Origin of the sequence: Streptomyces solicavernae (assembly GCF_029968095.1) — a bacterium.
GTDB lineage: Bacteria > Actinomycetota > Actinomycetes > Streptomycetales > Streptomycetaceae > Streptomyces > Streptomyces solicavernae.
In genome coordinates this window covers 186421-200913 of the sequence record NZ_JASCIR010000010.1, presented here as the reverse complement: position 1 = coordinate 200913, position 14493 = coordinate 186421, and the positions used below count along the sequence as shown (strand labels likewise).

12 protein-coding genes and 4 pseudogenes are annotated in these 14493 nt (G+C 69.4%); 6 read left to right on the top strand and 10 right to left on the bottom strand.

Features of this window, described 5'->3' with window-relative positions; translation table 11 throughout:
- Positions 1-486: 486 nt before the first annotated feature.
- The 3 genes and pseudogenes from QIS99_RS15015 to QIS99_RS15005 all read right to left on the bottom strand — a co-directional run.
- Positions 487-645, bottom strand: a pseudogene (locus QIS99_RS15015) (DNA-3-methyladenine glycosylase); the annotation flags it as partial.
- Between the two features lie 466 nt (positions 646-1111).
- Complete coding sequence (locus tag QIS99_RS15010) at positions 1112-1723, bottom strand: DNA-3-methyladenine glycosylase (RefSeq protein ID WP_282513807.1); 612 nt, start codon at positions 1721-1723, stop codon at positions 1112-1114.
- A gap of 14 nt (positions 1724-1737) precedes the next feature.
- A pseudogene (locus QIS99_RS15005) lies at positions 1738-2019 on the bottom strand (DNA-3-methyladenine glycosylase); the annotation flags it as partial.
- Between the two features lie 180 nt (positions 2020-2199).
- Between QIS99_RS15005 and QIS99_RS15000 the strand changes: the two are divergent.
- From QIS99_RS15000 to QIS99_RS14990, 3 genes are all read left to right on the top strand, one after another.
- The gene (locus QIS99_RS15000; RefSeq protein WP_282513805.1) at positions 2200-2982 is read left to right on the top strand and encodes a sporulation protein; all 783 of its coding nucleotides are present in this window, start codon (positions 2200-2202) and stop codon (positions 2980-2982) included.
- A 49-nt stretch (positions 2983-3031) separates the two neighbouring features.
- On the top strand, positions 3032-3568 hold the full coding sequence (locus tag QIS99_RS14995; protein WP_282513804.1) for a YbhB/YbcL family Raf kinase inhibitor-like protein: 537 nt from the start codon (positions 3032-3034) through the stop codon (positions 3566-3568).
- 180 nt (positions 3569-3748) lie between these two features.
- Positions 3749-4258, top strand: a complete 510-nt coding sequence (locus QIS99_RS14990; RefSeq protein WP_282513803.1) for an HNH endonuclease — start codon at positions 3749-3751, stop codon at positions 4256-4258.
- 117 nt (positions 4259-4375) lie between these two features.
- On the opposite strand, the gene QIS99_RS14985 is transcribed toward QIS99_RS14990, so the two are convergent.
- The 3 genes from QIS99_RS14985 to QIS99_RS14975 form a co-directional block, all read right to left on the bottom strand.
- Positions 4376-5335, bottom strand: a complete 960-nt coding sequence (locus QIS99_RS14985; protein WP_282513802.1) for an SPFH domain-containing protein — start codon at positions 5333-5335, stop codon at positions 4376-4378.
- A 128-nt stretch (positions 5336-5463) separates the two neighbouring features.
- Complete coding sequence (locus QIS99_RS14980) at positions 5464-5892, bottom strand: NfeD family protein (protein ID WP_282513801.1); 429 nt, start codon at positions 5890-5892, stop codon at positions 5464-5466.
- 113 nt (positions 5893-6005) lie between these two features.
- On the bottom strand, positions 6006-6803 hold the full coding sequence (locus tag QIS99_RS14975; RefSeq protein WP_282513800.1) for an ABC transporter ATP-binding protein: 798 nt from the start codon (positions 6801-6803) through the stop codon (positions 6006-6008).
- 120 nt (positions 6804-6923) lie between these two features.
- Here QIS99_RS14975 and QIS99_RS14970 point away from each other — a divergent pair, with 120 nt between their 5' ends.
- Positions 6924-7721: a hypothetical protein gene (locus QIS99_RS14970; protein ID WP_282513798.1), complete on the top strand. Its 798-nt coding sequence runs from the start codon at positions 6924-6926 to the stop codon at positions 7719-7721.
- Positions 7722-7951: 230 nt separating this feature from the next.
- On the opposite strand, the gene QIS99_RS14965 is transcribed toward QIS99_RS14970, so the two are convergent.
- From QIS99_RS14965 to QIS99_RS14955, 3 genes and pseudogenes are all read right to left on the bottom strand, one after another.
- The gene (locus QIS99_RS14965) at positions 7952-8194 is read right to left on the bottom strand and encodes a chaplin (protein ID WP_282513797.1); all 243 of its coding nucleotides are present in this window, start codon (positions 8192-8194) and stop codon (positions 7952-7954) included.
- A 172-nt stretch (positions 8195-8366) separates the two neighbouring features.
- Positions 8367-9047, bottom strand: coding sequence for a response regulator (locus QIS99_RS14960; protein ID WP_282513796.1), 681 nt, complete (start codon positions 9045-9047; stop codon positions 8367-8369).
- Positions 9040-10185, bottom strand: a pseudogene (locus QIS99_RS14955) (GAF domain-containing sensor histidine kinase). The gene QIS99_RS14960 and the pseudogene QIS99_RS14955 overlap by 8 nt, the downstream one beginning before the upstream one ends.
- On the opposite strand from QIS99_RS14955, the pseudogene QIS99_RS14950 reads away from it, so the two are divergent.
- Together QIS99_RS14950 and QIS99_RS14945 are read left to right on the top strand one after the other, a co-directional pair.
- A pseudogene (locus QIS99_RS14950) lies at positions 10130-10673 on the top strand (S-adenosylmethionine:tRNA ribosyltransferase-isomerase). The pseudogenes QIS99_RS14955 and QIS99_RS14950 sit on opposite strands and share 56 nt — an antisense overlap.
- A gap of 296 nt (positions 10674-10969) precedes the next feature.
- Positions 10970-11674, top strand: coding sequence for a transglycosylase SLT domain-containing protein (locus QIS99_RS14945; RefSeq protein ID WP_282513795.1), 705 nt, complete (start codon positions 10970-10972; stop codon positions 11672-11674).
- Between the two features lie 88 nt (positions 11675-11762).
- Here QIS99_RS14945 and QIS99_RS14940 read toward each other — a convergent pair whose 3' ends face one another.
- Positions 11763-14423 (bottom strand): FHA domain-containing protein, encoded by a 2661-nt coding sequence (locus QIS99_RS14940; RefSeq protein WP_282513794.1) that lies wholly within the window; start codon positions 14421-14423, stop codon positions 11763-11765.
- Between the last annotated feature and the right edge of the window lie 70 nt (positions 14424-14493).

Here is a 14493-nt window from a genome sequence, read left to right as displayed (position 1 = left end):
ACCGGAGACGGGGTATCAACATATCTGGCGTTGACTTTTGGCACGCTGTTGAGTTCTCAAGGAACGGACGCTTCCTTTGTACTCACCCGCAGTGACGCTCACTGGGGCTTTCCTCCGGGCGCTTCCCTTCGGTCTTGCGTTTCCGACTCTATCAGACTCTTTCGTGTCCGATTCCCTGTCGGAGAGGATTTCGCTTTCCGGCCCTTCCGGGCCTTTCGGCGGTGTTGACTCTATCAGATCCTTTCGGGCCTGATTCCCAGTCAACAAGGTTTGTCTTCGCGGCTGTTGGGCCGTTCCGACGCTCAAACTCTAGTGGATTTCCCCGGCCGTTCAAAATCCGGCCTCGGAATTCAATTCCGGGCATGCCGAAATCGACCCCGTTGAGGGAAGTCGCTGAGAGAGTGGGTTGGCCTCTTCCGGCTGCTGTCAAAAGGCAGTACCCGGTTCAAGAGGCTCGGGCTACATTACGGATCCCCACGGGCCGCGTCAAGTCGAGCGGCGACGGGGCTGGTGGGCCCGATACGGGCTCACCGTAGGGTCGTTGGCCACCCAGAAGCGCCAGGGATGGACCCCGCCCTCACCCGAGACTCCCGTGCGCGGCCCGTTGCGCACCAGGTCGCCGGAGACCGGCGCCCCCGTGAGGATCGACGGCGCGGTGGTGGCTCGCAACGAGACCGAGATGCGAGTCGAGCGTCAGGTACTTGGACTCCAGCGGCGCAGGGAGTCGGGCAGGCCCTTCTGGAGTACTCGCCCCTTCGGCTTCGAGAGGGACGGCAGGCACCGGGAAGCCGAGGCGGACGCCCTGCGGCAGGCGTACCGGGATGTCCTGGCCGGCGTCACCCTCTGGTCCATCGCGAAGGACTGGAACACGCGTGGACTGCTCTCGCCGCACGGCAAGGAGTGCCGCAGCTCGAACCTTCGGATCGTGCGTCCGCCGGTCCGACAGCGTCACCCGTCCCGACGGGACGGCAACCATCTCGTTTCCTGCCCCCGCGTCCGCGGCAGCCCAGCCTACCGGCGTCTTCCCACCGCTCCACCGATCTCTCTGAAGGGGTCTGAGAGAACTTCCGCGCCGACTCGGCGGCAAGCCGCGAGCAAGGCGCACAGCGGCTCAGGCTCCGGCAGGCGGCTTGGCTCTCGGGCTCAGTCGGTACGCCGAGACCGTTGGATCACCGACGAGGTAGAAGCGGTGCTGCCAGTCGTGGGCTCTACTCACGCCTACCCGAGGACCAGCCTGGATGAGCGCAGCGGGTACTGGCTTGCCCTCGGACAGCGCGACCGAGGCGCCCGTCAGCAGGTCTGTGCCGTTGTGCTCTGCCGTGATGCCGAGCGCCTGGCAGAAGTTCGCCGGGCCCCGCGCAAGGCGTGGGCCCTCGACCTTCGCCCCTCGTCGCTTGCGTGCCAGGTCTTCCCCCTCGATGACCCTGCCTGCCCGGATGAGGACAGCCGAGGCCATGCCGTCCGTCCCGGTGACGACGTTGGCGCACCAGTGGAGACCATGGGACCGGTACACGTACAGGTGTCCTGCGGGTCCGAACATGACGGCGTTACGGGGTGTCTGGCCTCGGTAGGCATGGGAAGCTGGGTCAGCCGTACCCGAGTACGCCTCGGTCTCCGTGACGGCGATGCTCACGGTTCCCTCCGGGGTCTTGCAGGTGAGGACGCTCCCGAGCAGCCTGGGGGCGACCTCTTCAGCAGGATGGGCGAGGAGGTCAACGTTCATGCTGACCGCCTTGACATGGAGTACGTGAAGCAGACGTACGCATGACCGGGCGGGCCGAACATCACCGCGTTGCGGGCGGTGCGGCCGCGGTAGGCGTGTGAGCCCGGGTCCTTCATGCCGTCGTACGCCTCCACTTCTGTGAGGTCGTACGCCTCCACTTCTGTGAGGCGGAGGTGTATCGGACCGTCCGGTGTGCTGCGTACCAGCGTGCGGCCGAGGAGATCGGGGGCTACTTCGAGGACGGGCCGGTCGAAGAAGTCCCTGGGCAGGGGCGTACGGTCAGGGGCCGCGATCATGGCGTACGAGCGTAGTCCAAACGATGCTCACGCGCGGGTGGTCAAGGAGGGTCGGCCCTTGCCAGGGTGAGGGTGCGGAACCGGCCAGGGCCGGATCGCGTTGGTAGGGGTCGTAGGACCGTAAGAGACGTAGCGAACAGAGTTTCACCGTCCGGTGGGACGAGAGTGCGGGGAGAAGCGATGGCGTTCAAGAAGCTGCTTGCGAGCCTGGGTGCCGGTGGCGCTTCGGTGGAGACGGTGCTCACCGAGGTCAACGTCGTGCCCGGTGGGGTCGTGCAGGGCGAGGTGCGGATCCAGGGCGGTTCCGTGGAACAGGAGATCGAGAGTCTTTCCGTCGGTCTGCAGGCGCGCGTCGAGGTCGAGGGCGGCGACCAGGAGACGAAGCAGGACATCGAGTTCACGCGGCAGCAGCTCGGTGGCGCGTTCCAGCTGCAGGCGAATCAGGTGTACTCCGTGCCCTTCGGGCTGGACATCCCGTGGGAGACGCCGGTCACGATGATCGACGGCACGGCGCTGCGCGGCATGAACATCGGTGTGACCACCGAGCTGTCGATCGCACGCGCGGTGGACTCGGGCGACCTGGACCCGGTCCACGTGCACCCGCTCCCCGCGCAGCAGGCGATTCTCGACGCCTTCATCCAGCTCGGGTTCCGATTCAAGAGCGCGGACATGGAGAAGGGCCACATTCGCGGTACGCGGCAGAAGCTGCCGTTCTACCAGGAGATCGAGTTCCTGCCGCCGCAGCAGTACCGGGGCATCAACCAGGTCGAGTTGAGTTTCGTCGCCGACGAGCGCGAGATGGACGTCGTCCTGGAGATGGACAAGAAGCCGGGTCTGTTCACCGCGGGCAGCGACTCGTACCGCGCGTTCAAGGTGGGGCTCGCGGACTTCCAGGGGACCGACTGGGCCGCGTACCTCAATCAGTGGCTGTCGGAAGTCGGTAGCAAGCGCAACTGGGCCTAGGCCCTAGGCTTTTGCGCAGCAGGCTCTACCGCTGGACCGGAGGTTTGACGTGACAGACAAGAGGCCGCCGCTTCCCCATGACTTCCTGCCCGAGGTGCCGTCGTTCGCCGTGTTGAGCGAGGACTTGGTGCCGGGTGAGGTGCTGGGGGACGCCCAGGTGTTGTCGGGTGGCAATGTCTCGCCGCAACTGCGGTGGGAGGGCTTTCCGGAGAACACCAAGAGCTTCGCCGTGACGTGTTTCGACCCGGACGCGCCCACGGGCAGCGGGTTCTGGCACTGGGTCCTTTTCGATATTCCGGTTTCGGTCACGGAGCTTCCCGCCGGTGCGGGCAGCGGCAAGTTCGAGGGGCTTCCCGAGAGCGCCGTGCACGCGCGGAACGACTACGGCAGCAAGGAGTTCGGCGGTGCCGCTCCCCCGCCCGGGGACGGCGCGCACCGCTACGTGTTCACCGTGTACGCGGTGGACCAGGAGAAGTTGGGGCCGGACGCGGACGCCTCGCCGGCGGTCGTCGGCTTCAATCTGCGGTTCCACACGCTGGCGCGCGCACAGCTCGTCGGGGAGTACACGGCGCCCGACGAGAGTTGATCGCTCGGGACGCGAAGCGACCGAAAGTCGATCGTTCACCGGCTGTTTGCCCGCCCTTGGTCATGGAATTGATCAGGGGCGGGCATTTTTTATTCCGTTGTCCCATGCGGCGCGCCCGGCCAGAGTTGATCCAAGTCCGCCGTGGGGTGGGCAGGTGCAACACGGGAGGGTGGGCGAAAGATGCGGGACACGCTGGTGCTGAACGCGAGCTTCGAGCCGCTGTCGACGGTGTCGCTGAACCGCGCCGTCGTACTGGTGCTGCAGGACAAGGCCGTCGTCGAAGCCTCCCACCCCGAGCTGCGGATGCGTGCCGCCGCCGTGGATCTGCCGGTGCCCCGGGTGATCCGGCTGCTGAGGTTTGTACGGGTGCCGTTCCGAAGACAGGCGCCGTGGTCGAGGCGGGGTGTGCTGGTCCGGGACCGGCACAAGTGTGCGTACTGCGGGCGGCGGGCGACGACGGTGGACCACGTCGTGCCGAAGTCGCAGGGCGGTGGGGACACGTGGCTGAACACGGTCGCCTCCTGCGCGCCGGACAACCACCGCAAGGCCGACCGGACGCCGGCCGGGGCCGGGATGCCGCTGCTCTTCGAGCCGTACGAACCGACGCCGACGGACGCGATGCTGCTCGCGCTCGGCGCTGACGGGCGGGCGGGGCTGCCGGACTGGCTGCCGGAGCCTGCGGCGGCCTGAGGGCCGTAACGGCGTGAGTGGTGAGTACGTGCGAGGGCCCGCCTCCTCGACCGGGAGGCGGACGTGCGAGGGCCCGCCTCCTCGACCGGGAGGCGGGCCCTCGTACGTCTGCGGGCGTCAGTCGAGCGGGGGCTGTTCGCGGCGCTCGGGGCTGAGGGTCTTCGTCGGGGAGGGGACCGTCGGGGTGCTCGAACCGCCGCCCATGGCGCCGAAGTTGCCCATCGCGCCGGAGAGGCCCTTGAGGGCGTCGCCGATCTCGCTGGGGACGATCCAGAGCTTGTTGGCGTCGCCCTCGGCGATCTTCGGGAGCATCTGGAGGTACTGGTACGAGAGCAGCTTCTGGTCCGGGTCGCCGGCGTGGATCGCCTCGAAGACCGTGCGCACGGCCTGGGCCTCGCCCTCCGCGCGCAGCGCCGCGGCCTTGGCCTCACCTTCGGCCTTGAGGATGGCGGACTGCTTCTCGCCCTCGGCGGTGAGGATCGCGGACTGGCGGATGCCCTCGGCGGTGAGGATCGCGGCGCGCTTGTCGCGGTCGGCGCGCATCTGCTTCTCCATCGAGTCCTGGATGGAGGTCGGCGGCTCGATGGCCTTGAGCTCGACGCGGTTGACGCGGATGCCCCACTTGCCGGTGGCCTCGTCGAGGACTCCGCGGAGCGCGGCGTTGATCTCCTCGCGGGAGGTCAGGGTCCGCTCCAGGTCCATGCCGCCGATGATGTTGCGCAGCGTGGTGACGGTGAGCTGCTCGATCGCCTGGATGTAGCTGGCCACTTCGTACGTCGCGGCGCGGGCGTCGGTGACCTGGTAGTAGATGACCGTGTCGATGTTGACCACCAGGTTGTCCTGGGTGATCACGGGCTGCGGCGGGAAGGGGACGACCTGTTCGCGGAGGTCGATCCGGTTGCGGACCGAGTCGATGAACGGCACGACGATGTTCAGTCCCGCGTTGAGCGTGCGCGTGTAGCGGCCGAAGCGCTCCACGATGGCGGCGCTGGCCTGCGGGATGACCTGGATCGTCTTGATCAGGGCGATGAAGACGAGCACCACCAGGATGATGAGGACGATGATGATCGGTTGCATCGGTGTTTCCCCCGAGCCCTTTCATGCCTGCGTGACAATCGGAAAGATCTTGGTGGTCGAGTCTGTCAGACGACCGCGGTGTGCGGGGGACGTTCGGTGACTTCACGCCAACGTCCGCCGCGCCTGGGTCACATGACGATCGCCGTCGCTCCGTCGATCTCCACGACGTCGACCCGCTGGCCCACCTCGAAGGACTGGGATTCGTCGAGGGTGCGGGCGGACCAGACCTCGCCGGCGAGTTTGATGCGGCCGCTGCGGGCGTCGACGCGTTCGAGGACTTCGGCCTGTCTGCCCTTCAACGCGTCGATCCCGGAGGCGACTTGGGGCTGTCGCGCGCGGTGCCGGGCGGCGATGGGTCGTACGACCGCGATGAGGGCCACCGAGACGACGGCGAACACCACCACCTGCAGGACGACTCCGCCGCCGAGGGCGGCCGTCACGGCGCCTGCCACGGCGCCCACCGCGAACATCCCGAACTCCGGCATTGCCGTCAGGACGAGCGGAATTCCGAGGCCGACCGCCGCGATCAGCCACCACACCCATGCGTCGATGTCCACGTGGTCATCGTAGGCGCGAAGGCCGCCCCAGGGACAGGGCGCACCTCGGCCCCGGTGGACGCGGGCGGCACAGCGCGGGCGGCACGGCGCGGGGCCGTGCCGCGGCGCTCGGGTCAGCTGAGCGGGAGGCCCTGGGCGGTCCAGCGGTCGCCGTTCTGCTCGACGACGAGCGGGAGGCCGAAGCAGCGGGAGAGGTTGCGGGAGGTGAGCTCCAGCTCGATGGGTCCGGCGGCGAGCACCTTGCCCTGGCGGATCATCAGGACGTGCGTGAAGCCGGGGGCGATCTCCTCGACGTGGTGGGTGACCATCAGCATCGAGGGGGCGATCGGGTCGCGGGCGAGGCGGCCGAGGCGGCGCACGAGGTCTTCCCGGCCGCCGAGGTCGAGGCCTGCGGCGGGTTCGTCGAGCAGGAGGAGCTCGGGGTCGGTCATCAGGGCGCGGGCGATCATGGTGCGCTTGCGCTCGCCCTCGGAGAGGGTGCCGAACCTGCGGTCGACGTAGTCCGTCATGCCGAGGCGGTCGAGGAAGGCGCGGGCGCGCTGCTCGTCCACCTCTTCGTAGTCCTCGTGCCAGGTGGCGGTCATTCCGTACGCCGCGGTGAGGACGGTCTGCAGGACCGTCTGGCGCCCCGGCAGCTTGTCGGCGAGCGCGATGCCGGCGACGCCGATGCGCGGGCGGAGCTCGAAGACGTCCGTGCCGGGCTTGCCGAGGGTCTCGCCGAGGACGGTGGCGGTGCCGGTGGTGGGGAAGAGGTAGCTCGACGCGATGTTCAACAGGGTCGTCTTGCCCGCGCCGTTGGGGCCGAGGACGACCCAGCGCTCGCCTTCCTTGACGGACCAGGAGACCTGGTCCACCAGGGCCCGGCCCTCGCGGACCACGGATACGTCCACCAGCTCCAGAACATCGCTCATGAGCGCGTTGTCTCCCATTGCAGTCTCGTCTCGCTTGCGTCTGTGGACGCAGCCCCCGGATAAAACCTACGCCACCGGTCGGACACTCCCGTCGCCAGTGGGGTCCTTAGGCTGGTGTCCATGCTCACGGAACCACGCTCGGGCCGGTTGGCCTCATGGGGAAATGCCCTTATTGCCGGACTTGTCTCGCCGGATGACGCGGTACTCGCGGCCGTCGGCGAGGACGCGGTGCACCGGGTCGAGGGGCTGCCGGGCGAGTCCGCGCCGGTCGGCCTGACGCTCGCGCTCGGGCGGCTGCGCGCGCTCGGGGTGACGGGGCTGCGGGTGGCGCTGCCCGCGCCCGGGCATCCGCTGGGCCTCAGCGGCCCGCCGGAGTTCAACGCGCGCGCCCTGGAGGCCGAGGAGGCCGTGGTCTGCCAGGGCGTCGCGCTGGGTCTGGTGCCCGAGGTGTACGAGGCCGGTTCCGGTCCGGACGCTGCTGACGTGCACGCCGAGGTGGTGTGGCACTGCCTGCCGGTGCGTGCGGCGCCGCCCGCGGACGTGCCCTCGCTCGGCGAGGCGGAGCGCGAGCTGGCGGAGGCGTTGCGGGACGCGACGCGAATCCTGTCGCGGCTCGACGTCGCCGGTTCCGGCCCGGTCGCGGAGGCGGCGATCGACGCGTACCGGGCGCGGGCCGAGCGCGGCCGCGAAGTCCTCGCGCCGGGCTATCCGCCGCGTGCGGTACGGGTGTTGGAGCTGGCGCAGCGGGTGGCGCTGCTGATCTCGGTGGCGTACGAGAACGGGCACGGCGGGGCGGTGAGCGCCTCGGAGATGGCGGCGCGGGCCGAGGCGCTCAGGCCGGTGGAGCGGACCGCGCGGCGGGCGCAGGTGGCGGCGTACAACGCGTTCGTGGAGGAACGGGAGCGCGGGGCGCGCTGAGGCGCACCGGGTTCCTCGGGGGCGCACGGGCGTGCGGTCGGTTGCGTGTGCGCTCGGTTGCGCGTGCGGTCGGTTGCGTGTGCGGTTGTGCCGTGTGGTTGTGCCGTGTGGTGAGTGTTCGTATCGCGGCCGGGCTCTGTCGTACGTGATCCTTCGCGTAGGGGCATGCGTACGGCCCTCCAGGCGGTGCGTGGAGGGCCGTACGGTCGTCAAGTGACCCGGGACTTGCGTCAGTTGTTGACGGCGGCGTTCCCGAAGGCCGGGTTGAGCACGCCGATGACGTTCACGGTGTTGCCCACGGCGTTGACCGGGACGTGGACCGGCGCCTGCACGACGTTGCCGGAGCCGACGCCCGGGGAGTGGACGGCGGTGCCGACCGCGTCCGCGCTGGTGGCGGAGGCCATGCCGGCGCCGGCGGCGACCAGGCCACCGGCCATCATCGTGACGGCAGCGGCCTTCTTCAGGTTCTTCACTTCTTGACCCTTCTTGCGGAAGCTGCGGCCAGCCGCCGCAGCACGCACTGGAGAACGCCCCGGGCCGACGGAAGTTGCGCCGTACGGGCGACATCCACACGACGGTATGAATCTCAGACCGGAACCTGACGGTCCGCGACCGGAGTCCGCCCGGTGGGTACGGGGCCGCTGCTCAGCCCGCCACCCCGTGGCGCACCGCCCAGAGGGCCGCCTGGGTGCGGTCCGCGAGGTCGAGTTTCATCAGGATGTTGGAGACGTGCGTCTTGACGGTCTTCTCGGAGAGCACCAGGGCGCGGGCGATCTCGCGGTTGGAGCGGCCGTCGGCGATCAGGCCGAGCACTTCCCGCTCGCGCTCGGTGAGCGAGCCTCCTCGGCCTTGCGCGCCGCCGGACTCGTCCTGGGACAGCAGGGCACCCGCCACCTCGGGCTGCAGCAGGACGTGGCCGGCGTGCACGGAGCGGATGGCGCCCGCGAGCGCGTCCGGGTCGACGTCCTTGTAGACGTAACCGGCCGCTCCCGCGCGGAGTGCGGGGACGACAGTGCGCTGCTCGGTGAAGCTGGTGACGATCAGCACCTTGGCGGGGTTGGCCAGTTCGCGGAGTCTACGCAGGGCCTCGACGCCGTCCATGCCGGGCATCTTCACGTCCATGAGGACGACGTCCGGGCGGAGTTCTTCCGTACGGGCCACGCCCTCGTCGCCGTCGGCGGCCTCGCCGACCACCTCGATGTCGTCCTGGACCTCCAGGAAGGTGCGCAGGCCGCGGCGGACCACCTGGTGGTCGTCGACGAGGAGCACTCTGATGGCGCGGCCGGCCGCCGACTCGTGCGCCTGGGGGCGTTCTTGTTCAGCCACCGGGGACCTCCATAGTGATCGTGGTGCCCTTCCCGGGCGCCGATTCCACGGTCAGGCGGCCGCCCACGCCGCCGGCCCGGTGTCTCATGGAGACCAGGCCGAGGTGGCGTCCCGCTCGCCGCACCGCGCGGGTGTCGAAGCCGGTGCCGTCGTCGGTGATGCTCAACTCGGCGCCCTGGCCGCGCTTTTGCAGCTACACGCACACGCGCGTGGCGCCGGAGTGGCGCAGGGCGTTGTGCAGGGCCTCCTGGGCGACGCGCAGCATCGCTTCCTCCTGGGCGGCGGGCAGGGCGCGCACGCCGGTGCAGTCGAAGGTGATGTGCGCGGAGTGGGCGCGGTCCAGGACCTGGATCTGAGTGCGCAGCGTCGCGACGAGGCCGTCCTCGTCCAGGGCGGCGGGGCGCAACTCGACCACTGCGGCGCGCAGTTCGTCGGCCGCCTCCGCGGCGAGGGCGGCGACCTGCTGGAGTTCGCCCTTGGCGCGGCCGGGGTCGCGGTCCACGAGGGTGGCCGCGGCCTGTGCGGTCAGGCGCAGCGAGAACAGCTTCTGGCTTACGGCGTCGTGCAGTTCGTGGGCGAGCCGGGAGCGTTCCTCGGCGATCGTCAGCTCGCGGCTGCGTTCGTAGAGGCGGGCGTTGGTGAGGGCCAGCGCGGCGTGCTGGGCGAAGATGCCCAGCAACGCCTCGTCCTCCTCGGTGAAGCCGCAAGCGCCTTGTGGTTTGGGGCACCGCTTGTTCGCGAGGAACAGCGCGCCCAGGGTCTCGTCGCCGTCCCGGATGGGCAGGCCCAGGAAGTCCGACATGTCGGGGTGGGCGGACGGCCAGCCCTCGAAGCGGGGGTCCTCGCGCACGTCGGCGAGGCGTTCGGTGCGGGCGCCGTGCAGCATCGCGGCGAGGATGCCGTGCTGGCGCGGGAGCGGGCCGATGGCCTTCCACTGCTCCTCGCTGACGCCGTCGACGACGAACTGGGCGAAGCCGCCGTGGTCGTCGGGCACGCCGAGGGCGGCGTACTGGGCAGCGAGGAGTTCGCGTGCGGAGACGACGATCGTCTTGAGGACGTCGCGCACTTCCAGGTGCCGGCTCATGGCGAGGAGCGCGGAGCTCACCGCGAGCAGGCCTGATCGGGGGCCTTCGGTCATGGCCTCACCGTACCGGCGGGCTCTGACAACCGGATCGGCCGCGCGACGGCGGCCGGTTAGGACTCGGGGACTAGGACGAAGGCCCTTGTGCGCGCTCACCGACGACGAGCCGGGGCACGCGCGCGTAAGGGGGTGCATTTCTCGACGCGGGGCGACGGCGGGCGGTGGACGGTAGAGCTGCGCGCCCCGGACGGATCGGGCTCCACACGCGCGCGTGCGGGCGGTCCGAAGGGGGCGCGGGTGGACGCGGACGTGCCGTACCCGCCGCTTCGGCGCGGCTGATCAACGCGGCGCGGGCCGATGGCGGGCGGATCGTGGCGGTCGGCACGACGGCGGTGCGGGCCGTCGAGTCGGCGGCGGACGCGGCGGCCTGCGGATATACGGAGGCAGTACGCCGTCTCTACCTCTGGCACGAGTTCAGGGACAGCCATTTGGTCCTCAAGGAGGAGACCGGTCACCGTATGAATTGCTCCGGCAACGATTGGTGAAACTGTTACGCGGCCGATGTGAGGCCGCACATAGGGCGCACGTCACGTACGAAGTGTCCTAGTTGACCGATAAGACGGGCCATATCCGGGAAGAATCGGGCATGAACGACCGGTGGGCGAGCCCTGATCCACTAAGCGGGATCGTACGTCACACCTTTGCTTCGAAATTTTGCGGCCGCTAAGAATTGCACTCGTCGCTCGGCGCCGTGGTTACCCACCACGGCGTTTTTGCCGGAGTCCCTGTTACCGGTGTCGGAAAGTGAGCGACCTCCGCTATTTCGAAGAGGTCCTTTCGCATGCCCAAGCAGAACACCCTTGGTCACTATTCGCTGACCAAGATCCAGAAGTTCTCGATCGCCGGTGTCGCCACGCTCGGCGCCGCTGCCCTCGCCTTCTCGTTCGTGCCGGGCAACGACCAGACCGCGCAGGCCGCCGAGGCCTCCACCGCCTCCACCGCCTCCACCGTGGCCTTCTCCGCGGACGCCAGGACCATCCAGGAGGGCGTCGCCAAGCAGCAGACCGCCTACGCGGGCATCGCCAAGGCCGCCGAGGCCGCCGCGCAGAAGCAGGCCGCGGCCGAGGCCAAGGCGAAGGCCGAGAAGAAGGCCGAGGAGAAGGCCAAGCAGGAGCGCGAGGCCAAGGCGCGCGCCGCCCGTGACGCCGCCCGCAAGCCTGTCTACGCCAACAACCTGGACGGCTGGATCAAGGAGTCCCTCGCCATCATGAAGAAGGAGGGCATCCCCGGCACGTACGAGGGCCTGCACCGGAACATCATGCGTGAGTCCTCCGGCAACCCGCGCGCCATCAACAACTGGGACATCAACGCCCAGAACGGCGTGCCGTCCAAGGGCCTGCTCCAGGTCATCAAGCCCACCTTCGACGCGTACCACGTCGAGGGAACCCCGCACAACCAGTACGACCCGGTCGCCAACATCGTCGCCGCGGCCAACTACGCCGCCGACCGTTACGGCACGATCGACAACGTCGACAGCGCCTACTGAGCGGCTGCGGACCTCCGATAGCGCAAAGGGCGGCACCCCACACGGGGTGCCGCCCTTCGGCGTGCGTACGGCCTGCGTTCGCGAGGCGCTACTTGCGCATGACCTCCGGCTCGTGGCGGCGCAGGAACCGCGCCACCAGGACGCCGCAGAGGACGCCGAGCGCGATCAGGGCACCCATGTCCATGAACCAGGACAGCGCCTCGTGGTCCCAGAGGGGGTCCGTGCTGCCCGGGTCGTCGGTGTTCGGGTTGATGTTGTTGAAGTCCAGGGTCGTGCCGGCGGCGGCGACGGCCCAGCGGGACGGCATCAGGTACGAGAACTGGTTGACGCCGACCGTGCCGTGCAGGATGAACAGGCAGCCGGTGAACACGACCTGGACGATCGCGAACATCACAAGCAGCGGCATGGTCTTCTCGGCGGTCTTCACCAGCGAGGAGATGACCAGGCCGAACATCATCGCGGTGAAGCCGAGCGCCATGATCGGCAGGGACAGCTCAAGGAGCACCGAGCTGCCGAGGATCAGGCCCTCTTCGGGGATCTCGCGGCTGGAGAAGCCGATCGCGCCGACCAGCAGGCCCTGCAGCACGGTGATGGTGCCGAGGACGATGACCTTGGACATCAGGTAGGCCGAGCGGGACAGGCCGGTGGCGCGTTCCCGTTCGTAGATGACCCGTTCCTTGATCAGTTCGCGGACCGAGTTGGCGGCGCCCGCGAAGCACGCGCCGACCGCGAGGATCAGCAGGACGACGCTGGCGGTGCTGTTCGGGACGTGCAGGCCGGTCCTCGGGTTCACCGCCTCGTTGACCAGCATGCCCTTGTCCGGCTCGATCAGGAGGCTGACCGCACCGAGCACGGCGGGCAGGACCACGCTCAGCGCGAGGAAGCCCTTGTCGGACGCGATGACGGAGACGTACCGCCTGATCAGGGTGAGCAGCTGGGAGCCCCAGCCCTGCGGCTTCGGTGGCCGCATCATCGCCTGGGGCGGCTGCGCGTACTGCTGCTGCGACTGCTGCGGGGCGGCGGCGTCGATGTCCGCGGCGTACATCTGGTAGTGCTGCGAGCCCTTCCAGCGGCCCGCCCAGTCGTAGTCGCGGTAGTTCTCGAAGGCGGAGAAGACGTCGGCCCAGGTGCTGTAGCCGAAGAAGTTCAGGGCCTCCTCGGGCGGACCGAAGTACGCCACCGAGCCGCCCGGCGCCATCACCAGGAGCTTGTCGCAGATCGCCAGCTCGGCCACGGAGTGCGTGACGACGAGGACGGTGCGGCCGTCGTCGGCGAGGCCGCGGAGCAGCTGCATGACGTCGCGGTCCATGCCCGGGTCGAGGCCCGAGGTGGGCTCGTCCAGGAAGATCAGGGACGGCTTGGTGAGCAGCTCCAGGGCGACCGAGACGCGCTTGCGCTGACCGCCCGACAGGGACGTGACCTTCTTGTCCTTGTGGATGTCGAGCTTCAGCTCGCGCAGCACCTCGTCGATGCGCTGCTCGCGCTCCTGCTCGCTGGTGTCGGCGGGGAAGCGGAGCTTGGCGGCGTACTTGAGGGCCTTCTTGACGGTCAGCTCCTTGTGCAGGATGTCGTCCTGCGGGACCAGACCGATGCGCTGCCGCAGCTCGGCGAACTGCTTGTAGAGGTTCCGGTTGTCGTAGAGGACCTCGCCCTGGTTGGCGGGGCGGTAGCCGGTGAGGGCCTTGAGGAGCGTCGACTTTCCGGAGCCGGAGGGGCCGATCACGGCGATCAGGGACTTCTCCGGTACGCCGAAGGAGACGTCCTTGAGGATCTGCTTGCCGCCGTCGACGGTGACCGTGAGGTGCCGGGCCGAGAAGGAGACCTCGCCGGTGTCGACGAACTCCTCCAGGCGCCCCTCGACCAGGCGGAACGTGGAGTGGCCGACGCCCACGATGTCGTTCGGGCCGATCGGCACGGTGCCGGACTTGGGCAGCGGCTGGCCGTTGACGTAGGTGCCGTTGTGCGAGCCGAGGTCGCGGATCTCGAAGCGGCCGTCGGGCGTCGCGTGGAACTCGGCGTGGTGCCGGGAGACCTGCAGGTCGGAGACGACCAGCTCGTTCTCCAGGGCGCGGCCGATGCGCATGACGTGACCGAGGGCCACCTGGTGGAACGTGGTGGGGCTGCGGTCGCCGCCGTGCGCCGGGGCGCCCGCTCCGGCCTGGGGCTGCGCCTGCTGCTGCGCGAACTGCCCGCCGGCCTGGCCGGGGACCTGCTGCGGCGGTACGTGCGCCTGCCCGGGGCCGGCCTGCTGCGGCCAGGCCTGCTGGGGCGGGGCCTGGTGCTGGGGGGCCTGGTGGGGCGGGGCGTGATGCTGCGGGGCCTGATGCTGCGGGGCCTGTTGCTGCCAGCCGGGGCCTGCCTGCTGCGGGGCGTGCTGCTGCGGCTGCTGGGCCGGGGCCTGGGCGGCGTGGGCCTGGTGCGGGGCCTGGGCCTGGTGCGGGGCGGCGGCTACGGCGCCCGCGGCCGCGAGGTTGAGGCACGGCCCGTCGGTGGCGTTGCCGAGGTGCACGGCGGTGCCGGGACCGAGCTCGATGTGCTGGACCCGGTGGCCCTGCACGAACGTGCCGTTGGTGCTGCCGTGGTCCTCGATGACCCAGTTCCGGCCACCCCAGCTGATCGTGGCGTGCCGCCAGGAGACCCGGGCGTCGTCGATCACCACTTCGCCGCCCGGATCACGTCCGACGGCGTATGACCTGGACACATCGAGCGTCCAGGTCTGTCCATTCAATTCCAGTACGAGTTCCGGCACTCCAGCCCCACTACGTCGTCCCCCGAGCTAGCCCCCGTCTTGGGGAGTCTAGGGATGTCGAACATCGTGG